Origin of the sequence: Actinomyces slackii, assembly GCF_900637295.1 — a bacterium.
Lineage (GTDB): Bacteria > Actinomycetota > Actinomycetes > Actinomycetales > Actinomycetaceae > Actinomyces > Actinomyces slackii.
In genome coordinates this window covers 699,350-723,331 of the sequence record NZ_LR134363.1, presented here as the reverse complement: position 1 = coordinate 723,331, position 23,982 = coordinate 699,350, and the positions used below count along the sequence as shown (strand labels likewise).

At 70.5% G+C, this 23,982-nt stretch carries 19 protein-coding genes; 10 read left to right on the top strand and 9 right to left on the bottom strand.

All coding sequences use genetic code 11. From position 1 onward, the window contains the following. Positions 1 to 55: 55 nt before the first annotated feature. Positions 56 to 1,492, bottom strand: a complete 1,437-nt coding sequence (locus EL266_RS02980) for a sugar porter family MFS transporter (protein WP_034514653.1) — start codon at positions 1,490 to 1,492, stop codon at positions 56 to 58. Positions 1,493 to 1,670: 178 nt separating this feature from the next. Between EL266_RS02980 and EL266_RS02975 the strand changes: the two genes are divergently transcribed. Beyond that, positions 1,671 to 2,330, top strand: a complete 660-nt coding sequence (locus tag EL266_RS02975) for an AAA family ATPase (protein ID WP_026426304.1) — start codon at positions 1,671 to 1,673, stop codon at positions 2,328 to 2,330. Positions 2,331 to 2,348: 18 nt separating this feature from the next. Here EL266_RS02975 and EL266_RS02970 read toward each other — a convergent pair whose 3' ends face one another. Next, positions 2,349 to 3,773, bottom strand: coding sequence for an amino acid permease (locus tag EL266_RS02970; RefSeq protein WP_084500451.1), 1,425 nt, complete (start codon positions 3,771 to 3,773; stop codon positions 2,349 to 2,351). A gap of 107 nt (positions 3,774 to 3,880) precedes the next feature. Here EL266_RS02970 and EL266_RS02965 point away from each other — a divergent pair, with 107 nt between their 5' ends. From EL266_RS02965 to EL266_RS02935, 7 genes are all read left to right on the top strand, one after another. Then, the gene (locus EL266_RS02965) at positions 3,881 to 5,377 is read left to right on the top strand and encodes a DUF2079 domain-containing protein (protein ID WP_051280947.1); all 1,497 of its coding nucleotides are present in this window, start codon (positions 3,881 to 3,883) and stop codon (positions 5,375 to 5,377) included. Between the two features lie 149 nt (positions 5,378 to 5,526). After that, positions 5,527 to 6,474: an ROK family glucokinase gene (locus tag EL266_RS02960; protein WP_026426301.1), complete on the top strand. Its 948-nt coding sequence runs from the start codon at positions 5,527 to 5,529 to the stop codon at positions 6,472 to 6,474. 213 nt (positions 6,475 to 6,687) lie between these two features. After that, positions 6,688 to 7,710 carry an iron-siderophore ABC transporter substrate-binding protein gene (locus tag EL266_RS02955; RefSeq protein WP_026426300.1) on the top strand — a complete coding sequence of 341 codons (1,023 nt, stop codon included), beginning with the start codon at positions 6,688 to 6,690 and terminating at the stop codon, positions 7,708 to 7,710. Beyond that, positions 7,707 to 8,711 (top strand): FecCD family ABC transporter permease, encoded by a 1,005-nt coding sequence (locus EL266_RS02950; protein WP_034514618.1) that lies wholly within the window; start codon positions 7,707 to 7,709, stop codon positions 8,709 to 8,711. The genes EL266_RS02955 and EL266_RS02950 overlap by 4 nt, the downstream gene beginning before the upstream one ends. Continuing rightward, positions 8,708 to 9,763, top strand: a complete 1,056-nt coding sequence (locus EL266_RS02945; RefSeq protein ID WP_051280946.1) for a FecCD family ABC transporter permease — start codon at positions 8,708 to 8,710, stop codon at positions 9,761 to 9,763. Before EL266_RS02950 ends, EL266_RS02945 begins: the two co-directional genes overlap by 4 nt. Then, positions 9,760 to 10,590, top strand: a complete 831-nt coding sequence (locus EL266_RS02940) for an ABC transporter ATP-binding protein (protein ID WP_026426297.1) — start codon at positions 9,760 to 9,762, stop codon at positions 10,588 to 10,590. Before EL266_RS02945 ends, EL266_RS02940 begins: the two co-directional genes overlap by 4 nt. Beyond that, positions 10,587 to 11,507 (top strand): siderophore-interacting protein, encoded by a 921-nt coding sequence (locus tag EL266_RS02935; protein WP_026426296.1) that lies wholly within the window; start codon positions 10,587 to 10,589, stop codon positions 11,505 to 11,507. Before EL266_RS02940 ends, EL266_RS02935 begins: the two co-directional genes overlap by 4 nt. 26 nt (positions 11,508 to 11,533) lie before the next feature. Here the strand turns inward: EL266_RS02935 and EL266_RS02930 are convergent, their stop codons facing one another. From EL266_RS02930 to EL266_RS02910, 5 genes are all read right to left on the bottom strand, one after another. Further along, positions 11,534 to 12,781 (bottom strand): AI-2E family transporter, encoded by a 1,248-nt coding sequence (locus EL266_RS02930; RefSeq protein ID WP_051280945.1) that lies wholly within the window; start codon positions 12,779 to 12,781, stop codon positions 11,534 to 11,536. A gap of 67 nt (positions 12,782 to 12,848) precedes the next feature. Then, a complete protein-coding gene (locus EL266_RS02925; protein ID WP_026426295.1) occupies positions 12,849 to 13,319 on the bottom strand; it encodes a response regulator in 471 nt (156 codons plus the stop codon). Beyond that, positions 13,316 to 15,214, bottom strand: a complete 1,899-nt coding sequence (locus EL266_RS02920; protein ID WP_051280944.1) for a sensor histidine kinase — start codon at positions 15,212 to 15,214, stop codon at positions 13,316 to 13,318. The genes EL266_RS02925 and EL266_RS02920 overlap by 4 nt, the downstream gene beginning before the upstream one ends. Then, the gene (locus EL266_RS02915; protein WP_026426294.1) at positions 15,211 to 16,611 is read right to left on the bottom strand and encodes an SLC13 family permease; all 1,401 of its coding nucleotides are present in this window, start codon (positions 16,609 to 16,611) and stop codon (positions 15,211 to 15,213) included. The genes EL266_RS02920 and EL266_RS02915 overlap by 4 nt, the downstream gene beginning before the upstream one ends. 236 nt (positions 16,612 to 16,847) lie before the next feature. Further along, on the bottom strand, positions 16,848 to 17,657 hold the full coding sequence (locus tag EL266_RS02910; protein WP_026426293.1) for an alpha/beta fold hydrolase: 810 nt from the start codon (positions 17,655 to 17,657) through the stop codon (positions 16,848 to 16,850). A 35-nt stretch (positions 17,658 to 17,692) separates the two neighbouring features. Here EL266_RS02910 and EL266_RS02905 point away from each other — a divergent pair, with 35 nt between their 5' ends. Next, entirely contained in the window at positions 17,693 to 18,208 is a 516-nt protein-coding gene (locus EL266_RS02905) for an S-ribosylhomocysteine lyase (RefSeq protein WP_026426292.1), read from the top strand. 4 nt (positions 18,209 to 18,212) lie between these two features. Beyond that, positions 18,213 to 19,160: an AlbA family DNA-binding domain-containing protein gene (locus EL266_RS02900; RefSeq protein WP_026426291.1), complete on the top strand. Its 948-nt coding sequence runs from the start codon at positions 18,213 to 18,215 to the stop codon at positions 19,158 to 19,160. A gap of 199 nt (positions 19,161 to 19,359) precedes the next feature. Here EL266_RS02900 and EL266_RS02895 read toward each other — a convergent pair whose 3' ends face one another. Together EL266_RS02895 and EL266_RS02890 are read right to left on the bottom strand one after the other, a co-directional pair. Beyond that, a complete protein-coding gene (locus tag EL266_RS02895; RefSeq protein WP_026426290.1) occupies positions 19,360 to 21,021 on the bottom strand; it encodes a hypothetical protein in 1,662 nt (553 codons plus the stop codon). Next, complete coding sequence (locus tag EL266_RS02890; RefSeq protein ID WP_084500449.1) at positions 21,018 to 23,894, bottom strand: MMPL family transporter; 2,877 nt, start codon at positions 23,892 to 23,894, stop codon at positions 21,018 to 21,020. The genes EL266_RS02895 and EL266_RS02890 overlap by 4 nt, the downstream gene beginning before the upstream one ends. Positions 23,895 to 23,982: the final 88 nt, after the last annotated feature.

Here is a 23,982-nt window from a genome sequence, read left to right as displayed (position 1 = left end):
ACGCGAACCGGCGTCCTCGACGCAAAGGCACGTCCGCGGGCGCGGCGTCACACCGTCACACCGCGAGCTCCTCCATGTCCTCGAGCTCCTTGCCCTTGGTCTCGGGCACCTTGAGGAACACGAAGATGAGGGACAGCAGGGCGCATGCGGCGTAGAAGCCGTAGGCGAAGGTCAGGCCGATGTCGGAGAAGACCGGGAAGGTGGTGGAGATGAAGAAATTGGCGACCCACTGAGCCGCGGCCGCCACCGCCAGCGCGCCGGCGCGAATCCGGTTGGGGAACATCTCCCCGAGCAGCACCCACACCAGCGGCCCCCAGGTGGCGCCGAAGGCCACGACGAACAGGTTGGCGGCCACCAGCGCGATCGGCGCCCACGGGGCGTCGAGGGTGACCTCGTCGCCGCGAACCGTGGCAAAGGAGAATGCCAGGGCCATGAGCCCCAGGGACACGGTCATGAGGATCGAGCCCACGAGGAGCATGGGCCTGCGCCCAACCTTGTCCACCAGGAGGATGGCCACGATCGTGACCACGATGTTGGTCACCGAGGTGATGACCGTGATGGTCAGCGCATCGGACTCCTCGAAGCCGATGGTGCGCCACAGGGTGGTGGAGTAGTAGAAGATGACGTTGATCCCCACGAACTGCTGGAAGACCGACAGCAGGATGCCCACCCACACGATGGGCTTGAGGCCCATCCTCGGACCGCGAAGATCGCGGAAGGACTCGCGCTTCTCAGCATCGAGGGTGGAGCGGATCTCCTCGATCTTGAGGTTGACGTTGACCACGCCGGTGAAGTCGTAGAGGACCTGGGAGGCCTTGTCATAGTTGCCGCGGGCCACGAGGAAGCGCGGGGACTCGGGCAGTCGGAAGGCGAACAGGCCGTAGACGAGGGCCGGCACGGCCTCGGCCATGAACATCCATCGCCAGGCGGGCATGCCCATCCACAGGGTCTCCGCAGCGCCCCCCGCGATCCCGGCGAGCCAGGAGTCGGAGAGCAGGGCGGTGAAGATGCCGGTGACGATGGCCAACTGCTGGAGGGATCCCAGGCGGCCCCGCACCGAGGCCGGGGACACCTCGGCGATGTAGGCGGGAGCGATGACCGAGGCCGCACCGACGCCCAGACCACCGATGACGCGCCAGGCGATGAAGTCGACGATGTGGAAGGCCAGGCCGGACCCCACGGCGGAGACCACGAAGAGCACTGCCGCGATGAGCATGACCGGGACGCGTCCCATGCGGTTGGCGATCGCCCCGGCGAACCAGGCGCCCAGGGCGCAGCCGATGAGGGCCGAGGAGACCGCGAAGCCCTTGAGGAAGGGGCTGAGGACATAGTGATCCGACAGGGCGTCGACGGCACCGTTGATGACCGCCGTGTCGAAGCCGAAGAGGAAGCCGCCCAGGGCTGCGGCGATGCAGATCCCGATGACGCGGGCGTTGAGCCGGCTCACGCCTGGAGCCGAGGGGGTTGAAGAGGCGGATGAGGTCTCTGACATGATGACGGTCCTGACGTTGGGGTCGTCGTTGCTGCGAACGCCAGCGGGCTCGCGCGCAGCGAGTCCGAGGGACCGTACAAGGCTACGCCCGAGTGACCACCGCCACGCCGCTTTGCTCATTCGACTTCCGGCCCCGCGGCCCGCCACCCGCGCTCACGGATCGAAGGACAATGGGCAGATGACTCCCGTGCAACGCGCAGGCGATATCGGCGCCCTGGCCAGTGAACTGCTCCAAACCCTCTCCGGCCGCCTCGCCGCAGCCCCGGCGCGCCTCGTCGTCGGCCTGACCGGGCCGCCGGGAGCGGGCAAGTCCACCCTCGCCGAGCAGCTGGAGGCCGACCTGGCCGAGCGGGGCCTGCTGGCCGGCACCGCCCCCATGGACGGCTTCCACCTGTCCAACGCGGTGCTCGACGCCCTGGGCCGCCACGGGCGCAAGGGAGCCCCCGACACCTTCGACGTCGAGGGCTACCTGGCCCTCCTGGACCGGGTGCGCACCGGGGCCGATGTCCTCGCCCCCATCTACCGCCGGGACCTGCATGAGCCGGTGGCCGCCGGCAGCCTCATCAGCGGGCCGGGCGTCGTCATCACCGAGGGCAACTACCTGGCCCTGGAGGACCACGGCTGGCACGCCGCCCGCGAGCGCATCGACCTGCTCATCCACCTCGAGGTCGAGCCGGAGGAGCTGGCCCGGCGCCTGGTGGCCCGCCACGAGAGCTTCGGGAAGGACCGGGCCCGGGCCGCCCACTGGGTGCGCACGGTGGACATGCCCAATGCCCGGGTGGTGGAGACCGGCGCCCACCGCTGCGACGAGGTCTGGACGGTCGCGCCCCAGCGCTGAGCCCCGCTGCCCGCCGCCTCAGCCACGACGGCGGTGGACCAGCCAGGAGGTCCCCAGCACCACGAACCACAGGGGCGTGATCGTCACGGCCAGGAGGGTCTCCAGCTCCAGGGTCAGCGTCCAGGCCACGAAGGCGAAGAAGGCCAGACTCGTCCAGGCCGCCGCCCGCCCACCGGGCACGCGGAAGGCGGACTCCTTGTGCCGCTCGGGCCTCAGCGCGCGGAAGCGCAGGTAGGAGACCACGATGATCCCCCACACGAAGATGAACAGAACGCTGGCCACCGCGGTGACCACGGTGAAGGCCGAGAAGATGGAGGGCGAGACGTAGAGCAGCGGGATCGAGCTCAGCAGCGCCGCGCAGGTCACCACCAGTGCGGGGCCCGGCACGGAGCGGGTGGTCAGGTGGCGGAAGACCCGCGGGGCACTGCCGGCCCAGGACAGTCCGAAGAGCATCCGCGAGGTGGAGTAGATCCCCGAGTTGGCCGAGGACGCCGCCGCCGTGAGCACGACGAAGTTGATGACGCCGGCCGCCACCGCCAGCCCCGCCAGGGAGAACATGGCCACGAAGGGGCTGCCCTCCGGGCTGATCGAGCGCCAGGGGATCACCGCCATGATGGCCATGAGCGCCCCCAGGTAGAACACGACGATGCGCACGGGGATCGCGTTGATCGCCTTGGGCAGGTTGACCTCGGGGTCCTTGGCCTCGGCGGCGGTGGTGCCCACCAGCTCGGTGCCCACGAAGGCGAAGACCGCGATCTGGAAGGCCGCGGCGAAGCCCCCGAATCCGTTGGGGAAGAAGCCGCCCTCCCAGATGTTGCCCACCGAGGCCTGCGCGCCCGCGGCCGCGCTGCCCGCGGGCAGGATGAAGCCGGTGGACACCATGACGATGCCGACCACCACCAGGGCCAGGATCGCCAGGATCTTGATGGTGGAGAACCAGAACTCGATCTCCCCGAAGGCCCGCACGGTGGTCAGGTTCAGTCCCAGGAGCACGACGACGGTGACGGTGGGCGCCACCCACAGCGGCAGCCACGGCCACCAGAAGCTCACGTACTCGGTGATAGCGATGACCTCGGCCACGGCGGTGACCAGCCAGGAGAAGTAATAGGTCCAGCCCGTCATGTACCCGGCCCAGGGCCCGATGAGGTCGTGGGCCACATCCGCGAAGGACTTGTACTCCAGATTGCTCAGCAGCACCTCGCCCAGGGCGCGCATGACCAGGAACATGATGGCCCCGATGAGCGCGTAGACGATGAGGACGCCGGGGCCGGCCAGGGAGATGGTCCGGCCCGAGCCCATGAACAGGCCGGTGCCGATCGCCCCGCCGATGGCGATGAGCTGGATGTGGCGGTTGGACAGCCGGCGCTGGAGCCGGGGCTCTCCGGGCAGCGGGATCTCAGCGTCGCAGACACCGCCGGTAGGCGCAGGGCGACTGTCGGGCATAGGGACCTCCTCGCGGTCTCGTCACAGGCGGGCCGCGGTTCGCCGCGGTGGCGAGAGGGTAGTCCCCTACCGCTTAACGCGCGAGTCACACGGGTAGGCTCCCATCCGTGAAGATTCGCGCCCTCAAGGAATACGCCCCGCCCGCCGTTGTCGTCGCGATCGGCGCGTGGGCGATGATCGCCTTCTCCGTGGCCCAGTGGCGCACGATGCAGGTGCCCAGTTGGGATCTGGCGATCTTCTCCGAGCTGGCCAAGGCCTATTCGCGATTCGAGGCGCCGATCGTGCCGGTCAAGGGGGATGGCTACAACCTCCTGGGCGATCACTTCCACCCCATCCTGGTCCTGCTGGGCCCCATCTGGCGCCTCTTCCCCACCCCGTTGAGCCTGCTGATCGTCCAGGACCTGCTCCTGGCGGCGTCGGCCTGGCCCCTGACCCGCCTGGCCTGCCGCCTGACCAATGCCTGGGTGGGGGGAGCCCTGGGCCTGCTCTACGTGCTGTCCTGGGGGCTGCAGGGAGCGGTGGCGGCCCAGTTCCATGAGATCGCCTTCGCGGTGCCCATGCTGGCCTTCGCCTCGGTGGCCTTCGTGGAGCGGCGCTGGCGGGCGGTGGCGGCGTGGTCGGCGCCCCTGGTCCTGGTCAAGGAGGACCTGGGGCTGACGGTGATGCTCATCGGGCTGGTCATCGTCCTGGTTGCCCGCGACCAGCCGCGCACGAGGGCGCTTGGCCTGTCCCTGGCGGCCTTCGGGCTGGCCGCCTTCATCGTGACCATCATGATTCTCCTGCCCGCCCTCAATCCCAACGGCGAGTGGGCCTACGGCCTGGGGTCGCAGGACGGGCAGCCCATCACCGTGGTCGACCTGCTCACGCGCCCGTTCATCCCGCCGATCAAGGTCCAGACGACGCTCATCCTGGTGGCCACGGCCGGTGCGGTGGGCCTGCGCTCGCCGTGGATCGTTCTGGCGGCCCCCACGCTGGCCTGGCGCTTCCTGGGCTCGGTCGACTTCTACTGGGAGTGGAGCAACTGGCATTACAACGCGGTGCTCATGCCGATCGCCGTGGGGGCGCTGCTCGACGTCGTCGCCCGGGCCCACTGCCGGGGGCGCTGGGCGACGGAGGATGAGCCGGCCCTAGAGCCGCAGGCGGATGCGGACCCCGCCCCGGCCATGTCGCCTCCGCGCCAGGGCTGGCTGACGGTGCCGCTGCCCCTGCGCCGGATGGTCGCCGTCGGCCTGGCGGTGACCTTCGCGACGGGGGCGCTGACCGCCCCGCATCTGCCGCTGTGGGCGATGACCCAGAAGGGCTTCGGCGTGGCGCAGTCCCGGGTGGACAGCGCCCGCAGGGTCATGGATGCGATCCCGGAGGGGGCGACGGTGGAGTCGGATCTGTCCCTGCTGGCCTACCTGGTCCCCAAGGCGGAGGTCTCCTGGGTGGGGACCAGCGAGTCGGACAAGGAGTACGTGGTCATCGACCGCCAGGCCCCCTCCTGGGGCGGCGGCGCCCCCCGGGACGCGGCGACCTGGGCCGAGGAGCAGTCCCCCACGGGCGCCTCCTACACCCTCATCCTGTCCCTGGACGGCTACCAGGTGGCGCGTCGCGATGGCTGATGGGCGCGCCCACGCGCCCCGAGGGCTCGGGACCAGTGGTCTCAAGAGGGTCTTGGCGCGCCGCGGATGCCGCTATTCTTCAGTCATCGGCGCGCGGGTGCGATCGGAGCAGCCGACGTTCCCGGCATGACAGCGAAGGAGCATCGGGCATGGCACTGAGCATCGGCGTGGACGTTGGCGGGACCAAGATCGCGGCGGGGGTCGTCGATGACGACGGCGCGGTCCTGAAGACCATTCGGCGCGACTCCCCGGCCACGAGTCAGCAGGCGATCATCGAGACCATCATCTCCGTGGCCAGCAGTCTCAAGGCGGACTTCCCCGAGGCGGAGACCGTGGGGATTGGCGCCGCGGGCTTCGTCTCCTCGGACCGCTCGACGATCGCCCACGGCACCAACCTGGACTGGACGGGCCTGGACCTGGGGGAGGCGATCTCCCAGGGGGTGGGCCTGCCCGTGGTGGTGGAGAACGATGCCAACGCCTTCGGCTGGGCCGAGGTGCGATTCGGCGCCGCCCGCGGCAAGGCCAATGCCCTCATCGTGGCCATCGGCACGGGACTGGGCGGCGCGATCGTCGTCGACGGGCGCCTGGTGCGCGGCGCGGCCGGATTCGCCGCTGAGATCGGCCATATCAATGTGGTTCCCGACGGCCGGCCCTGCGGCTGCGGCCAGCGCGGCTGCTTGGAGCGCTACAGCGCCGGAACGGCCCTGGGCGTCAACGGCTGGGAGCTGGCCCGCTTCCGCCCCGACTACGCCGCGCGCATCATCGAGCTCTCAGGGGGAGACTCCAACTCCATCTCCGGCAAGGCGGTCACCGCCGCCGCCCGCGAGGGGGACCCGGCGGCCCTGGAGTGCTACGCCCAGCTCACCCACTGGCTGGCCATCGGCCTGGCCGACCTGTGCGCCGTCCTGGACCCCGAGGTCATCGTCATCGCCGGGGGCCTGGCCGAGGCCGGCGACATCCTCCTGGAGCCCACGCGCGAGGCCTTCACCCGGTTCCTCACCGCCGGCCGGGCCCGCCCCGCCATCCCGATCGTCCTGGCCGAGGGCGGCCAGGCCGCCGGCCTCGTGGGCGCCGCCGACCTGGCCCGCCAGGCCTGAGTCCTCGGGCACGGGTCCTCGGCCTGCCTTCTCCGGGCCTCTCCGGACCTCTCCGGGCCTGGCGCAGTCCTGATCCTGCGCCGCCCGGGAGGCACCGAGGTGCGACCGGCAGTGGGGCACACCACCAGTCACGATCTTGTTAGGTAACCCTACCCTCAATTAACGTCTGGCTGGTCAGATCCCCTCACGCGCCCAGCGCAGAGAAGAGGCCCCGTGTCCATCTCCCGCAAGTCCTTCCTCACCGGTGCCGCCGCCCTGCCCGCCGCCGCCCTCCTGGCCGCCTGCGGCAACCCCTCCGGCTCCGCCGGCGGATCGGGTGCGACCACCCCGGTCAAGCACGCCCTGGGCACCGCGGAGGTCCCCGAGAGCCCCACCCGCATCGCCGCCGTCAACTGGCTCAACCACGATGTCCTGCTGGCCCTGGGCATCATGCCGGTGGGCTTCGCCAAGCAGACCTGGGGCGTGGAGGACGACTCGGGCATGCTCATCTGGGTCAAGGAGAAGGTCGACGCGCTCGTGGCCGACGGCGCCGACCGGCCCACGCTCTTCGATGAGACCTCCGGCATCGACTTCGAGGGCGTCAGCTCCACCAAGCCCGAGGTCATCATCGCCACCTACTCCGGGCTGGAGCAGGCCGACTACGACAAGCTCGCCAAGATCGCCCCCACCGTCGCCTACCCCTCCATCCCCTGGGGCACCCCCTGGCGCGAGTCGATCACCATCACGGCCACCGCCATCGGCAAGAAGGCCGAGGGAGACGCGCTCGTGACGGACATGGAGAAGCTCGTGGCCGACACCGTGGCCGCGCACCCCCAGATCAAGGGCAAGCGCTCGGCCTTCTTCTACGTCGATGAGCAGAGCGGATCGATCGGCTTCTACACACCCGTCGACCCCCGCACCGCCTTCCTGGCGGATCTGGGCCTGCCCCTGCCCGAGTCCATCAAGGCCATCGCCGCCAAGGACTCCACGACCTTCGCCCACGAGGTCTCCAAGGAGAACGCCGACCAGCTCTCCGACCTGGACCTGGTGGTCATGTACGGCAAGGATGAGGACCTGGCCGGCTACCAGTCCAATCCGCTGCTGTCCGCCATCCCCGCCTTCAAGAACGGCGCGGTGGCCTTCGTGGGCAATGGCGACTCCCTGTCGGCCTCGGCCAACCCCAGCCCACTGGCCACCCCCTGGGGCATCGAGAAGTACACCGCCCTCATCGCCGCCGCCGCCGACAAGGCCGCGTGAGCACCGCACGAACCGGCCGCTGCCTCCTGGTCCTGGCGGCCCTGCTGGTCCTGGTCGTCGTGGCCGCCGTGGCCTCGGTGGCCTTCGGGGCCCGGGTGGTCAGCGCCGCGGAGGTGGTCGGCGGGCTGACCGGCACCAGCTCCGAGATCGGGGCGATCGCCGTGGCCGAGCGCCTTCCGCGCACCGTCACGGCCCTGGTGGCCGGCGCCGCCCTGGGGCTGTCAGGCGCCCTCATGCAGGCGGTGACCCGCAACCCCATCGCCGATCCCGGGATCCTGGGGATCAACATGGGAGCCTCCCTGGCCATCGTCATCGGCATGGCCTTCTTCGGACTGGGCTCCCTCGGGCACTTCCTGTGGCTGGGCATCATCGGGGGCATGGCCACCGCGATCCTGGTCTACGCCGTGGGCTCCATGGGCCCGGGCGGAACCACCCCGGTCAAGCTCGCCCTGGCCGGAGTGGCGACGACGGCGGCCATGTCCTGCGCGGTCAGCGCCATCCTGCTGCCCCGGGCCCAGGGCCTGAGCAACTTCCGCTTCTGGCAGGTGGGAGGCCTGGGGCGCGGATCCTGGCAGGCCCTGGCGACCCTGGCGCCCCTGCTCATCCTGGCGGGCCTGGTGGGCCTGGCCCTGGCCCAGTCCCTGAACTCCCTGGCCCTGGGCGATGAGATGGCCGTGGGCCTGGGCGTGAACGTGGCCGCCACCCGCCTGACCGCGGCCGGTGCCGGCGTCGTCCTGTGCGCGACGATCACCGCCCTGACCGGGCCCATCGGATTCGTCGGGCTCATGGTCCCCCATGCGGCGCGCATGCTGACCACCTCCGACCACCGCTGGCTCCTGCCCCTGTCCGCCCTGGGCGGGGCCGGACTGCTGACCCTGGCCGACGTCGTCGGGCGCGTCATCAACCGGCCCGGTGAGGTGGCGGTGGGGATCATCACCGCCTTCGTGGGGGCCCCGGTGCTCATCGCGATCGCCCGCAGCGCCCGGGTGCGTGCCCTGTGAGCGCCGTCGACTCCCTGGGCCAGCCGGCCCCCGGCTTCACCACGGCGGGACGAGCGCGCCGCGAGCGCCGCTTCGCCCTGGTCGTGGTGGGCCTGGCCCTGGTGGTGGCCGGCCTGTGGTGGGCGATGATCCTCATCGGCCAGACCCCCTACACCGCCTCGGAGGCACTGGCCGTCATCTCCGGCCACCAGGTGCCCGGCGCCTCCTTCGACATCGGGGAGATCCGCCTGCCGCGCGCCCTGGTGGGGCTCCTGTCGGGCATGGCCCTGGGAATGGCCGGCACCACCTGTCAGACCATGCTGCGCAACCAGCTGGCCAGCCCCGACATCATCGGCATCACCTCGGGTGCCTCGGCCTCGGCGGTCTTCGCCATCCTGGTCCTGGGGTGGTCGGGCCTGGGGCTCAACATCCTGGCGGTGATCTGCGGCATCACCACCGCCCTGGTCATCTACCTGCTCTCCGGCTCGGGCCGCGCCCAGGGCGGGCGCCTGATCCTCATCGGCATCGGCATCTCCTCGATGTTCACCTCGGTGACCTCCTACCTGCAGATCAAGGCCAATGTCTACGACGTCCCCAAGGCCATGCGCTGGCTGTCGGGATCGCTGTCGGAGGCCGAATGGGCGCAGGTCCCCATCCTGGCCACCGCGCTGGCACTGGGCGGCGGGGCCCTGCTGGTGGTCGCCCGGGACCTGCGGCCCCTGACCCTGGGCGAGGAGGCGGCCACGGGCCTGGGGGTGTCCGTGTGGAGGACGCGCCTGGTGCTCATCATCATGATGGTGGCGCTATCGGCCTTCGCCACGGCCGCCACCGGGCCGATCGCCTTCGTGTCCTTCCTGGCCGGCCCCCTGGCGGCCCGGCTGGTGGGCCGCACCGACCGGACCCTGCTGGTGCCCGCCGCCCTCATGGGGGCCGCGATCGTCCTGGGCGGTGACCTGGTGGGTCAGAACCTCATGCCCGCCAAGCTGCCGGTGGGCGTAGTCACCGGGATGGTGGGCGCCCCCTACCTCATCAGCCAGCTTCTGCGACTCAACCGACAGGGAGCCTCCGCATGACCACCACCGGGCTGACCACCAGGGCCCTGCGCTCGGGATACGGCAAGCGCGTCGTCGTCGACGGGGTGGAGACGACCATCCCCGACGGGCGCATCACCGTCATCGTGGGCGCCAACGCCTGCGGCAAGTCGACACTACTCAAGACCATGGCGCGCATCCTGGCCCCGATGGAGGGCGATGTCCTGCTCGGGGGAACCCCGGTGGGGGACATCCCCACCAAGGCGCTGGCCCGGCGCCTGGGGCTGCTCCCCCAGCAGCCCATCGCCCCCGAGGGCATCGCCGTGGCGGACCTGGTGGGCCGCGGCCGCCACCCCCACCAGTCCCTGCTGTCCTCCCTGAGCATCGGCGGGGCCGAGGACCGTCGCATCATCGAGGAGTCCCTGGTGGCCACCGGCACCGCCGATCTGGCCGACCGCAGCATCGAGGAGCTCTCCGGGGGCCAGCGCCAGCGCGTGTGGATCGCCATGGCCCTGGCCCAGCGCACGGATGTGCTGCTGCTGGATGAGCCCACCACCTTCCTGGACCTGGCCCACCAGGTCGAGGTCCTCGACCTGCTGACCGACCTCAACCGGCAGCGGGGCACCACCATCGTCATGGTCCTGCATGACATCAACCTGGCGGCCCGCTACGCCGACCACATGATCGCCATGAAGAAGGGCCGAGTGGTGGCCAGCGGGGAGCCGGCCGCGATCGTGGACGCCGAGCTGGTCGGCGAGGTCTTCGGCCTCAAGGCCCGGGTCATCACCGACCCGGTCTCCTCCACTCCCCTCGTCCTGCCCCAGGGACGGCATCATGCGGGAGACCGGCCAGCGGGAGGCCGGCCATGAGCGCGCAGGAGCCCTTCGGGTTCTTCGAGGCCACGGTCGCGGGCCTGGAGGATCTGACGCCGGCCATGCGGCGGGTGACGCTGCGCGGATGCCAGCTGGCCTCCTTCGGCGATCCGGGATGGGACCAGCGCATCAAGCTGGTGCTGCCGGCCCCGGCCTCGGGATATACGCATCTGCCCACCGGTGGGGACTGGTACCGGGCCTGGCTCGACCTCGATGAGGCCCATCGCCCGCCGATCCGCACCTACACGACCAGGGCCGTGCGCTGGGAGGCCGACCCCAACCACTGCGAGGTGGATATCGACATGGTGCGCCACCCGGGCGGCAGCGGCCCGGCCGCCCGATGGCTGGAGTCCGCCGGGGTGGGCGATGCGGTGGTGCTGCTGGGCCCCAACCGTCGCTTCGAGGGGACGCCCGGTGGAGTGGACTTCGTGCCGCCCGAGGTCACCGAGCGCTTCCTGCTGGGTGGCGACGAGACGGCCGCCCCGGCCATCGCCCGGATCCTGGAGGGCCTTCCGACCAGCGCCCGGGGGATCGCCGTCGTCGAGCTGCCGGGACATGCGGACGCCTCCTACCTGCCCCGTCACCCGGGCATCGAGGTGCGCGCCCTGGGGCGCCAGGGCGCGCACCACGGGGAGCTGCTCGTGGCCGGCGTGCGCCAGGCGGCCGCCGAGCTCTGCCCGCCGGGTGAGCCCCAGGAGGTCGAGGAGATCGACGTCGACCATGAGCTGCTGTGGGAGGTGCCCCGACACGCCAAGGGAGGGGCCGCCCTGAAGCGCACCACCCTCTACGCCTGGCTGGCCGGGGAGGCGGGCGCGGTGCGCGCCATGCGCCGCCACCTGGTGGCCGAGCGGGGCATCGACCGGCGCAGCGTGGCCTTCATGGGCTACTGGCGCCTGGGCCGAGCGGAGAACTGAGGGGTGCTGAGGCGGCCGGATCGGGGCTAAGCCTTGGGCTCCGCCGTGGCCCGCGCCTCGGTCGGGTCCTCGGCCTTCGCCACGGCCTGGCCCTCGGGCTCACCGGCCCACTCCGGGTCCTGGGCGCCGACACCGTCCCCGTCCAGGTCGGCCTCCTCCAGGAGCCGGGGGTCGACCTCGTCAGGGTCGCGCACCGGGTGGTCCCCGGCCGACAGGAAGATCCCCACCCAGCGCGAGCGGGGGTCGGAGTCGATGAGCAGCGCCTTGGCGAACAGGGTCAGGGGCACGGCCAGGATCGTGCCCAGCCCGCCGATGACCGCCGACCAGAACATGAGCGAGATGAAGGTGGCCGTGGTGTTGAGCCCCACCGCGTCCCCGGTGAACTTGGGCTGGATGAGGGTCTGGATGACGAAGTTGAGCACCGAGTAGGCCACGATCACCCACAGGGCCGTCCAGGGGCCCGAGTCCACCAGGGCCAGCAGGGCCGGTGGGATCACGCCCAGGACGAAGCCGATATTGGGGATGTAGTTGGTGATGAAGGACAGCACCCCCCAGGTGATGGCCAGGGGCACCCCCAGCATCTCCAGGGCCACCACGTCCAGGATCGCCACGATGAGGCCGAAGACCGTGGAGACCAGCCAGTAGGAGCGCACCGAGCGGGAGAAGCCCGACAGCGCCGCCGCCATATCCGGCTTGATCAGGGCCAGCGCGGCGGCGCGGGTCTCGATCTTGGCGGTGTCGAACATGAGGAAGACGACGGTCAGCGCCATGATGCCCAGGATGGAGCCCATGGAGGTGACCTGCTCCAGGATGGTCTGGGCCACGGAGACCACGCGCGCCGTGTTGATGGAGCTCGTCAGCTGGTTGAGCAGCGTGCCCTGGTCGATGCCGCGATCGGCCAGGAAGGACAGGACCGAGCCCCAGATCGTCTCGAACTTCTCCGAGTACTGGGGCAGCACCTCCACGAGCTGGGCGATCGACACGCCCAGGGCCACGAACAGCCCGATGACGAAGGCGAAGACCAGGAGGATCGCCCCCACGGCGGCGATGGGCCGAGGCACGTGATGGCGGGCCGCCCAGGCGACCAGGGGGCGCACCGTGACCACCAGGGTCAGGGCGAAGAAGGCCGGCCCGATCAGGGCGCGCATGAAGTACAGGCCCACCGCCCCCACCACCAGGGCGGCCACGGCCATGGCGATGATCTCGCCCTGCGTGCGCGAGGGGGGATGGACGGGCTGAGACGGTGCTTTCGCTGTGTCGACGCTGGCTGACATGCGCATATCCTCCCACCTCCGGGGCATTAGAGCACTATCGCTCACTATCGCTGCAGCCGGGGCGCACTCAGCGCAGCGCCTCCATGGCGCGCACCTGGTCCAGGGCGCGCAGATGCGGCAGCGGGTCCAGCCCCTCGTCCAGGACGAAGCTCGTCAGCTGGGTGCGCACCACCTCGTGGAGCTGCTCGGGCCGCCAGGGCTTGGCGATGTAGTGGTCCAGGCCCGCCTCGTTGACGGCCCGGATCGTGTCGGCCTGATCGGCCTGACCGGTGACCAGCACCTTGCGGGCCGCCGCCGTGCGCTCATCGCCGCGCATCTCCACCAGCATGTCCACGCCCGTGCGCCCGGGCAGGCGGTGGTCGGCCAGCACCAGGGCGATGAGGTCGCCGTCGGCCTCGACCTCCCCGACCACCTCCAGGGCATCCTCAACGTCCTCCGCCGGCTCGATGCGCACCTGGGCGGCGAAGGGCGCAAGATCGGCGACGACGGCGTCGCGCACCTCCGGCTCGTCCTCAACCACGAGGATGGTCAGCTTCATGAGTCCTCCTTGTGCTGGCAGGGCAGGGTCACAGTGACACGGGTGCACCCGGGCCGGGAGTCCACGGCGATCGTGCCTCCATGGGAGTCCACGACACTCTTGGCCAGCCCCATCCCCAGACCCAGTCCGAAGCGCACCTGACCATGCTTGGTGGTGAAGCGCGGCTCGAAGATCCGGGGCAGGACCTCGGGCGAGATCCCCGGCCCATTGTCCTCCACCTCGACGCGCACGCCCAGGGGGACGGCGGCGACCCGCAGGGTCACCCGGGGCTCGGCCGTCTCACCGGCCGCCAGCGCATCAGCGGAGTTGGAGACGATATTGGTCCACACCTGGGCCAGCTCCCCGGCCCGGCCCCGCACCAGGGGAACCTCCTCATAGTCGCGCACCACCTCCACATCGCGCAGGCGGTGGGCGGTCAGGCGCAGGGAGTCCTCGAGGACCTCGCGCACATCGAGGTCCTCATCCATCTCCCCCTCGGGGCGGACATAGGTGTTCAGGGAGGACACCAGCCCCCGGATGCGGCCCGTGGCCAAGTCGATGTTGCGCTGGTTGCGGCCGATGGAGGCGGCGTGCTCCACCTCCGTCAGGCGCCCGGGCTGGCGCGCCAGGGCACGGGCCTCCTCAGGATCCGACACCCCGGCCGACACGAGCCGGCGGGCCAGCTCGCGATCCCCCACCGCCTCCTCCAGGGCGCGGCGAATCCGCCGCTCCTCCTTGGTCGAGGCGGCCGGGCGGGTGCGCGCCTCCTGTCCCACCCGCTCGATGAGCTCACCGTGGGGGTGGGAGGCCAGCAGGGCCGAGACGTCGGAGCGCAGATGCTCGGCGGCCCGCCCCAGGGCGGCCACAGGATTGTTGAGCTCATGGGCGATGCCCGCGGCCAGCTCGCCCAGGGTGGCGAAGCGCTCCTGGGTGAGCAGCTCGGCGCGCGCCTGCTCCAGGGCCTCCAGCGCCGCCTGAGCCTGAGCCTTCTCCACATCCAGGGCGGCGGCCAGCTCGATCTTCTCGACCTGGAGGACCTCCGATCGCGACAGGCGCTTGGTCAGCGAGCCGATGAGCAGCGCCGCCAGGACCTCCTCAGTGGCCGGATTCTCATGCAGCGCCCGGTCGAGCTGCTCGATGGACAGCAGGATGAGGTCGACATCCGTCGTCGTGGTCGCCGTCACGAAGGCCCGCCCCTGGGAGGCCAGGGAGACCAGGCCGATCACCCGGCCCGTGGTGGCGTGGTGGAGAACCACCTCCCCCACCCGGGTATCGCGCGTCAGGGCCACTGCCCCCTCGACGATGATGTACACGCTGTCGACGATCTGCCCCTCATGGGTCAGGCGCACCCCGGGCGGCAGGCGCAGCCGGGGCCGGGGCCCCAGCACGTCCTCGCAGGCCTTGATCAGCCTGCGGGTCAGCACCTCCGGGGGCTGGGTGAGCATGTCCAGCAGGGGCGAGCGCCCCGAATGCTCCAGCGAGGCCGAGGAGCCCAGCAGGCCGCGGCGGGCGTCGTCGGGCCGGTTGTCTCGTATCCAGCGGCGGACCTGGGCGGCGGCACGGTCCGCGATGGCGCCCGGCGTCCAGGGGACGGCCACCACCTCGCGCACCAGGTCCTCATCGATGGCCCGCCCGATGTCGCTCAGCTCGGTGCGCTCGGTCAGCAGCACCAGGCGCGCCGAGACCAGGGAGGGGAACCGGTCCACGGCAGCGGCGACGTCGTCGAGACTGCCCACCTCATCGGTGGCCACGATCAGGGCGACCGGCCCCAGGTCCCCGGCCCGCTCCAGCAGCTCCTCCAAGGTGCGCATCCGCACCACGTCGGCCACCGCGGACACGGCGCTCTCCACCTCGTGAGCGGCCTGCGCCCCCAGGGAGACCGGGGAGACAACAGCGGCGATGAGGCGCTCGCTCATAGCATCCCCAGAGCGGACCACAGCGGGGGCATGAGGAAGACCAGCAGGACCGTGCCCGCGATCCCGATGATGACGCCGGTGCGGGCCATATCAGGCGTGCTGACCTCGCCGGTGGCGTAGGCGATGGCGTTGGGGGGCGTGGAGATCGGCAGGCTCATGCCCAGGGAGCAGGCCAGGGCCAGGACCACCGCGATGGTCACCGGCTCCAGGCCCTCGATGCCGGTGGCCAGGCCCATGGCCAGGGGGATCAGCAGGTTGGAGGCGGCCGAGTGGCTGATGACATTGGACATGCCCAGGCCCAGCGCCCCCATGACGATGATGACTGTCAGGGCGCCCATGGCATTCCAGTCGAACAGGCCCAGGATCCAGGCGTCCAGGCCGGTGGAGCCCACGCCGTCCCCCAGGGCGATGCCCCCGGCCACGAGCCACAGGACCGGCCAGGACAGCTTGCCCAGATCAGGGCCCCCCATGACCCGGGTGACCAGAAGGGCCACCACCGCCAGGAAGCCCACCACGTTGGCGCTCAGGCCGTGGAGGGACTCGGTCATCCACGCCAGGATCGTGGCCCCGGCGATGACGTAGAACATGACCGCATTGCGGTCGGTGTCCCAGGAGGCGCGCATGTCCAACTCGACGGCCAGGCCGCCGGGGATGAACATCACGCACAGCAGCGCCCAGGAGCCCAGGAGGATGATCAGCATGAGGGGCACCGCCATGATCATCCAGTCGGCGAAGGAGATGTGGTGGCCGGCCTCCGCCAGGGCCCCCAGGGCGATGGCATTGGGGGGCGTGCCCACGGGGGTGCCGATGCCGCCCACATTGGCGGCCACCGGGATGGCCAGGGCCAGGCCGGCGCGCGGCTTGCCCTCGGGCAGGGCGCCCAGGATGGGGATGACCACGGCGAACATGGTCGCGGTGGTGGCCGTGTTGGACATGAACATGCTCAGCAGGGCCGTGATGACCATGAGGCCCAGCACCGTGCGGCGGGCCGAGCCGGTGAAGGGCTTGATGAGGACGGCGGCCAGGTTCTTGTCCAGGTGGTACTTGGCGGCGCCGTCGGCGATGAGGAAGCCGCCCAGGAACAGGATGATGACCGGGTTGGCCAGGGCGGAGAGGAACTCGGAGTAGGCCGGGGCGTCCTCGGGCACGGCCAGGAGCGCCTGGTCGGAGACCAGGAGGATCTCCAGGGCGATGACCAGGACGGCGGTGGCCACCAGGGGGATGGCCTCGGTGACCCACAGGACGATGGCCAGCAGGAAGACCGCGAGCATGCGCTCGCCCATCGGATCCAGGTTGGGGACATCGAGGACCAGGGGGAGCACGAAGGCGATGGCGCCCAGAATGAGGCCGATCAGCTCCTTGCGGCTCAGCGCTGGTGCACGACGGGTCGCCTGCATCTGTTCCTCCTCGACGCGGTTCCGCCCGATCCTAGGCGGTCAAAAGGTCAGGACATTGGGACTTCGGGCTGTTGGGGTGGACAACGCGCGGATGTGTCCACGGTGAACAACTTTCAACCCCGTCGGCTTCGGCGCTCGGGAAGCAAATGCTGTCTGACCTGCGGGTTTACTCGCGCCTCCTCAGCGCAACCGAGGCGAATCCCGCTTAAAGTTGTTCACCGTGGACAACGTCGCCCTCAGCGGCTTGCCGCAACTCCCAGGCGCTCCAGCCAGGCGTCAACCGCCGCGTAGAAGGCCTCGGGGGCGAAGCGCCTGACCTGATGGCCCGCGCCGGGGATGACCACGCCCTCCAGCCGCGGATTGAGACCGGCCATGACCTCCAGGCCCTGCGGCCCCACGCGCGCGCCCTGCCCATCGCCTGTCACCAGGAGAGCCGGCACGCCCATCTCCTCCACGGCCTGGCGCCAGGGGACCTCGGGGCACACCACGCCGGAGCGCAGCAGCGCGGGGTCCGTGCGCTGGGCGGCCCACACGCCGGGCAGGATCTCGGTGGGCAGGGCCGTGGAGCGGGCCAGGGAGCCGGCCGGGTCCGCGGCCTCGGCGGCTCGGGCCCGCTCGCGCGCGGCGCCTCGCGCCACCAGCTCCTCAGGGCTGCGCGTGCCGTAGAGGGCGGGGTCCTCCAGAACCACTCCCGCCATGAGGTCGGGGCGACGGCCAGCCACCACCATGGCGGTCGCCGCGCCCATGGAGTGGCCGATGACCACCGGCCCGACACCCGGGGGCGCGGACCGGCCGGCCGGCCCCAGACCCTCCAGGACCTCCACCAGGTCCTCGACCAGGACCTCACCGGCGCGCTCGATCTGCTCGGGGGACCATCGCGGTGAGAGCCCGTGACCGCGGGCATCAACCGCCACCACGCGCAGGCCCCGCCCCACCCAGTGATCGATCGCCCCGGCCAGGGATATGGCGGACCCGGTGATGCCGTGCAGCAGCACCAGGGTCGGGGCGCGGTCAGGCCCGGCGATGATACGTGCCAGTGAGCTCATGGCCCCATCCTGCCCCAGGCCCGTAGGCTTGGCGCATGAGTCAGCCCCGCATGCGAGTCGAGTCCTTCAATCTTGATCACACGGCCGTGTCCGCGCCCTACGTCCGGGTGGCCGACCGCAAGGAGCTTCCCGGCGGGGATGTCCTCATCAAGTACGACGTGCGCCTATGCCAGCCCAACCGCGAGCACCTGGAGATGAAGGCGGTCCATTCCATCGAGCACCTGAGCGCTGAGCTCATGCGGGCCCACACCGACCGTCTCATCGACTTCTCCCCCATGGGCTGCCAGACCGGCTTCTACGCCCTCATGCTGGGCGTGGAGACCCCGCAGTTCCTGGAGCTGCTCGAGGCCACCTGCCGCGACCTGCTGGAGGCCACCGAGGTCCCCGCCGCCAACGAGGTCCAGTGCGGCTGGGGCGCCAACCACTCCCTGGCCGCCGCCCAGCAGGCGGTGCGCGCCTTCGTGGAGCGCCGCGACCAGTGGGAGGCCGTCATGGCGAGAGCCGGCACTGACAGCGCATCGGGCTCCGCCGATGCCCAGCCGGCCACCTGACCCGATGGACACCCTTCTCACCGGTCCCGCCAATCCCTCGCTGATCTGGTGGGTGCTCTCCCAGCCCACACTGGTTCTCACCTCCTTCCTGGTCGGCCGTCTCACGCGCTTCCTGCTGCGCGGCCGGGTGACGGTCTCGGATTCGGCCGCCACCCTCATCACCCTCATGGGTTTGTGGCTGGGGCTGCTGCTATCGGCCTGGCTGTTCCAGGCCGAGGACCTCATGTCCCCCAAGATGCTCATCACCGCCTGCTCGGTGGCCGCCGTCGTACTGATCGTGGCCTCGGCGATCCTGGCGCAGCGCCAGCGCCACCGGGTCCTGGCCCCGATCGCGGAGATGGCCCGGCTCGGTGAGTCCGACCGCCTGGAGTTCAAGTCCTCGGCGCGCTGGAATCTGCGCACTGACAAGCGCGATGAGGCCATGGAGACCGTGGTGGCCAAGACGGTGACCGCCTTCCTCAACTCATCGGGCGGCACGCTGCTGCTGGGCGTGGACGACGACGGCACCCTCATCGGCCTGGGCCCGGACTACACGACCCTCAAGCAGCCCGACGCCGATCGCTTCGAGTTGTGGCTGCGCGACATGTGGCGCACCCGCCTGGGCACCAATGCCGCGGCCCTGCCCCTGGTGGACTTCGCCCCGACGCCGCAGGGCGACGCCGAGGTGTGCCGAATCACCGTGCCCCCCGCTCCCTGGCCGGTCTACCTGCGCTCCAAGGGCCGGGACGCCGAGCTGTGGGTGCGGGTGGGCAATTCAACGCGCCGCCTGGAGGTCGACGACGCCGTGGACTACGTGTCGCTGCGGTGGCCGCGGATCAACCGCGTGTCCTGGCCCACCAGGATCGGGGACTTCCTGCTGCGGCGGGATCGAGTGCGGCCACTGAGCCCGGCGGCGATTGTCACGGCCAGAGCCGAGCGCACCGGCTCGGGCGCCTGGGATCCGGACGCGTAGTCTCGGGTCATGACCTCAGTGGCCTCACCGGCCTCATCACCTGTCATCGTCTCGGTCGCCATGGACCGCCATGGACATGGAGGCGGCCCCCGGAGGCACCGTCTCAGCGCGACAACGCTGCGAGCGGAGCCGGTTCTGGGAGGGTGATCCCTCCCGGAACCGGCTCCGCCTTTGATGCTGCCCGCGAGTAGCCGACCCCTCAGGCCTCGGCCAGCTGCTGTCGCAGCTCACCCAGACTGGTGGAGCGCCGACGACGCACCGCTAGGACCGCGACTGCTCCACCGGCCGCCGCCCATACGACCAGAAGCGCCACGCACGCCCACAGACCCATCCCGGATCCCCCACCAGAACCGGCCATGACGGTGCTCAGCGCATCGACGGCGATGTTGAGGGGTGCGATGCCACGGACGTAGGCAAGGAGATCCCCCACTCCCCCCGATGGGGCCGCGCTACCCAGCGCTGCCACCTGGAGGACGAGGGCGAGCAGGGAGACAGCGATACCTGCGCGCCCGCCCAGCCCTGCGGTCAGCGCTGCGTGCAGCAGGGTCATCGTCACCGCCCCCAGCACCAGGACGGCTGTGAGCGCGGCGGCGTTGCCCAGAGCAATGCCGGCGACGGCCATCGCCCCGACCAGCATCAGACCCTGGAGGACCGACAGGCCCAGGGCGGGCCGCAGTGAGCGCCAGGCCAGGCGCCCGGGCGCGGCGGCAGACTCCACAGCCCTCCGGCTCATGACTCCCAGGCCGTGGACCGTGATGAGAGCCCCAATCCACAGCGCAATGGCGCAAGCCGCCGGGGCGGCACCGTCAGCGGCTCTCACTTGGGAGGCGGGGCTGGAATCCACGGAGACCGGCTGGCTAAGACCCTCAGCCAGGGACGAGACCTCCTCCTCGTCGTAGGAGGGCACCGAGTCGGCGGCCTCGGTCAGGCCGGTACTGATGGAGGAGGCCCCGTTAGTGAGGGTGGATGACTGCGAGGACAGGGTATTGAGCACTCCGACGACGCTTCGCCCCGTTCCGGTGGCAGGGTCGTAGACGTCGGTGCTCGAGCCGATGGCTCCCGAGACCGCGCTGGTCGCGCCGGCTACCTGGGTGAGCGCCTGACAGGTGGGGTCGCTGGCACCGTGACTGGCTACGCACAGCTCGTGGGCCTGGGCAGCTCCCGAGGCAGCGGCACCGGCTCCGCCGGCGAGATCGTATCCGGTGGAAGGATCGGCCGTAGTGACGGTGGTGCGCAGGCTGTCCACGGCACCGGTGTAGGAGCTCACACCCTCGGACAGACTCGATGCCCCGGTGGCGGCCTCGTCCAGGGAGGTCGACAACGTGGTCATCCCCTCAAGGCTGCCGGTGAGGTAGGACAGGGTGATGGTGGTGCCCAGGCTGGTGGCGGCGTCGTCAACCGCCGATTGACTCATGGTCCTGACCTCGGCCGAGGCGGCCCGCGCGGTCTCGATGGTGATCGGCGCCCGCGCGGGGGTGCCGTCCAGGGTGGAGGCCATGGAAGAGGAGAAGTCGGCGGGGATGGTGATGACGACGTCATAGGTTCCATCGGTCAGCCCCTGCTCGGCGGTGTCAGCACCCACCACGGAGTAGTCGAGGGTGGTGAGGGCCAGCTCCTCGGAGGCAGTCCGCGACTCGGCGGTCAGCGCCGCCTGCGGATCCGTCAGGCGTCCCAGGAGGAGGCGCCCCGCGGGCAGGGTGGTCCCATCAGCGGTGGTGGCGGGCACGTCCAAGTTGACGACAGCGGCCCGCACAGAGGCCGACTCCTCCTGGGGCGTGGTGGCCGAGAAGATGATGAGGAACCCGGTCAGGGCTGGCAGGAGGGTCAGGAGCAGGGCGGTGATAAGTGTGCGGCGCTTCATGCGCGGACCTCGCTTCCATGGGTCTGGTCGGTGGATGCGTCGGGTGGCGTATCGGTGGATACGCCGGGGTCGTGCGGGCACTGAGACTGCTCCTGCACCGGACGCCGAGGTTGCGAGGGCCCGGTCAGGGTGGTTGCGCGCCCCGCTGTATCGATATCGACGACAACGGCGGGCCAGGGACCCCGATCAGATCCGACACTCGGATGGTCGGACTCGGGCATGTCCAGGGCAGCGCCCTCGGCCAGCGTCACCAGGACGGCCATCCCGGAGGAGGCCAGGTCATGGATCCGCCTCCAGCGCCTCTTGCCCGGGTCGTCCACGACGACGAGTCGCACGTGCTCGGGCACGTCCTGGTCCCAGTGGCGCAGCGAGGTGGTCACCGACTGGATGGAGGCCGTGCCGTCGGGCAGGACGTGATCATCCACCACCAGCAGTCCGTCGGCGGGCCGCAACCGCCCTCCCAGAGCGGCCGCCAGAGCGCGGCGGGCCAGCAGCGAGGGGGCGCGCAGGAGCCCGATCTCTCCGGGTCTCAGGACCAGGTCGAGTCCCTCGATGACCGTGCCCTCGGCATCGGCCAGCCTCAGGCCCTCGGCGCGCACGACGGCACGCCCGTAGGAGGCGCTCCACTCCTCGTGCTCCAGGGTGCGGCTCAGCCCCTCCCCCTCAACATCGATGACGGGCAGCTGCCGGTCGAGCCATGCGGGCAGCCACCAGGCCCTGTCCCCCAGGGCTGCCATGATGGCGGGCACCAGGGTCATGCGCACGAGGAAGGCGTCCGCGACGATGCCCACGCTCAGGCCCAGGGCGATGGGCTTGACGTAGACGTTGTCGGTGTGGATGAAGGCCGCGAAGACGCCGATCATGATGACGGCGGCAGCCCCCACCACCGTTGCGGAGCCGGTGAACCCGGACTCGACGGCTTCCACTGCGGCCCTGCGCCGCTGCTCGGGCGAGGCCGAGTCCGCGGGGCGGCGGCGGATCCACTCCTCGCGCATACGTGAGACGAGGAAGACCTCATAGTCCATGGCCAGGCCGAAGAGCACGCCCATCACGATGACGGGCAGGAAGGAGATGACAGCGCCGACCCTGGTCACGGCCAGCAGGTCGGCCGCCCAGCCCCAGCCGAAGACGGCTCCTACTGCCCCCATGCCGGCTGCCAGGGACAGGAGGTATCCCAGGGTGGCGGTCACAGGGACGGCCACGGAGCGGAAGACGATCATGAGCAGGAAGAGGGACAGGCCCACCACGACGATGCCGAAGGGCAGAAGAGAGGCGTTGAGGGACTCGGCCACGTCGATGGCCACGGCTGTCTGACCGGTGACCATGATGTCGGTGACCCCGTGGGCCCTCTCATAGTCCCCGGCGCGATCGCGGATCTCGCGCACCAGGTCCATGGTGCCGGGGTCCGCCTGGGACTTCTCGGGGCGGATCTGGATGAAGGCGAGGGTGCCGTCCTCATTGGGGGTCGCCAGCGCGACCTCCTCCACGCCATCGAGGGAGGAGACCTCCTGGGCGAGCTCATCGACGGCTTTCCGGGGGTCGGAGGTGTTGGTGATGTCAGCGATGACGATGATGGGCGAGTTGTAACCCTCCCCGTAGGCCTCGGAGATGGCGTCGTAGGTCTGGCGCCGCTGGGTGCCCTCGGCCTCGAAGCCGTTGTCGGTCAGGGCCAGGCGCAGGCCGGTGATGGGCACGGCGCACAGGCCCAGGAGCACGACGACGGCGCTGATGGTCAGCCAGGGGCGGCGGGTGGCGACGCGAACCCAGCGGGCAGCGGGGCCGCTGGACCTGCCGCGGCGGGCGCGTGCGTCACGGCGTGAAGACCGTGGTAACCGGGGCATGAGGCGCGTGCCGATGAGCCCGATGAGGGCGGGCACGACGGTGAGTGCAACAAGCACCGAGACGGCCACGACTGCGACCGAGGCCAGGCCCATGGTGGTCAGGAAGCCAATACGGGCCACGCTCAGGCCGCATAGGGCCACGATGACTGTGATCCCGGCGAAGACGACGGCGCTGCCGGAGGTGGCGGTCGCGCGCCCGGCCGCCTCGATGGGGGCAATGCCCTCGGCCAGGTACTCCCGGGCGCGGGAGAGGATGAACAGGGCGTAGTCGATGCCGACAGCCAGGCCGATCATCACAGCCAGGACCGGGGTGGTGGAGTTGATGTCGACGACTGCGGCCGTCAGCAAGATGCCGAGCATGCCGCTGCCCACTCCGATGAGGGCGGCCAGGATGGGGGCACCGGCGGCCAGGAAGGACCCGAAGGTGATGAATAGGACCACCGCTGCGATGACGACGCCAATGAGCTCGGTCGCCGAGATGCCGATACCCACGTTCTGGCCGATGTTGCCGCCGAGTTGGACTCTCAGTGCGGGGTCGGTCTCCTGGGCGTCCTGGGCCAGGTCCTCCAGATCGCGGGAGAGCTCGGTCGCTCGGTCGGTAGTGCCTGAGGTGATCGAGCCCACTGAGGAATCGGCCTGGATCTGAACCAGGACGTGCGCGCCATCCCGGGAGACGGTGGAGGGGGCACCGGTGTCCTGATCGCCGAAGGGACTGGAGACCAGGGCCACGCCGTCGAGCCCGCTGACCTGCTGCACGAAGCCCTCGATGGCTTCGCGGTGGTTCTCGATCTGGCCGTCGGAGGCGGTGAACAAGACCTGCTCACTGGTGCCGGCCGCCTGGGGAAGGCGCTCCTCGAGCACCTCCAAGCCATCCATGGACTCGGTGCCGGAGATGGCGAAGGAGTCCGAGAGGTGCATGCCCACAGCACTGACGGCACCGCCGAGCAGGGCGATGAGCAGGAACCAGGCGGCCAGTACGCGTCCGGCATGACCGGCGCACCAGCGGCCGAGCCGGTGAAGGAGGGAGGACATGAGCAGCGCTTTCCGTCGGGATCAATTTCAGTACGTGAGTGTATTCAGTACGGTAACGTATCGAAACGTGCGACCCTGTGCTCCCTGT

Excerpts from the sequence above, each read along its gene's own strand:
- EL266_RS02980 (WP_034514653.1), bottom strand. The coding sequence starts at position 1,492 with ATGTCAGAGACCTCATCCGCCTCTTCAACCCCCTCGGCTCCAGGCGTG.
- EL266_RS02975 (WP_026426304.1), top strand. The coding sequence starts at position 1,671 with ATGACTCCCGTGCAACGCGCAGGCGATATCGGCGCCCTGGCCAGTGAA.
- EL266_RS02970 (WP_084500451.1), bottom strand. The coding sequence starts at position 3,773 with ATGCCCGACAGTCGCCCTGCGCCTACCGGCGGTGTCTGCGACGCTGAG.
- EL266_RS02960 (WP_026426301.1), top strand. The coding sequence starts at position 5,527 with ATGGCACTGAGCATCGGCGTGGACGTTGGCGGGACCAAGATCGCGGCG.
- EL266_RS02940 (WP_026426297.1), top strand. The coding sequence starts at position 9,760 with ATGACCACCACCGGGCTGACCACCAGGGCCCTGCGCTCGGGATACGGC.
- EL266_RS02935 (WP_026426296.1), top strand. The coding sequence starts at position 10,587 with ATGAGCGCGCAGGAGCCCTTCGGGTTCTTCGAGGCCACGGTCGCGGGC.
- EL266_RS02930 (WP_051280945.1), bottom strand. The coding sequence starts at position 12,781 with ATGTCAGCCAGCGTCGACACAGCGAAAGCACCGTCTCAGCCCGTCCAT.
- EL266_RS02925 (WP_026426295.1), bottom strand. The coding sequence starts at position 13,319 with ATGAAGCTGACCATCCTCGTGGTTGAGGACGAGCCGGAGGTGCGCGAC.
- EL266_RS02920 (WP_051280944.1), bottom strand. The coding sequence starts at position 15,214 with ATGAGCGAGCGCCTCATCGCCGCTGTTGTCTCCCCGGTCTCCCTGGGG.
- EL266_RS02915 (WP_026426294.1), bottom strand. The coding sequence starts at position 16,611 with ATGCAGGCGACCCGTCGTGCACCAGCGCTGAGCCGCAAGGAGCTGATC.
- EL266_RS02910 (WP_026426293.1), bottom strand. The coding sequence starts at position 17,657 with ATGAGCTCACTGGCACGTATCATCGCCGGGCCTGACCGCGCCCCGACC.
- EL266_RS02905 (WP_026426292.1), top strand. The coding sequence starts at position 17,693 with ATGAGTCAGCCCCGCATGCGAGTCGAGTCCTTCAATCTTGATCACACG.
- EL266_RS02900 (WP_026426291.1), top strand. The coding sequence starts at position 18,213 with ATGGACACCCTTCTCACCGGTCCCGCCAATCCCTCGCTGATCTGGTGG.
- EL266_RS02895 (WP_026426290.1), bottom strand. The coding sequence starts at position 21,021 with ATGAAGCGCCGCACACTTATCACCGCCCTGCTCCTGACCCTCCTGCCA.
- EL266_RS02890 (WP_084500449.1), bottom strand. The coding sequence starts at position 23,894 with ATGTCCTCCCTCCTTCACCGGCTCGGCCGCTGGTGCGCCGGTCATGCC.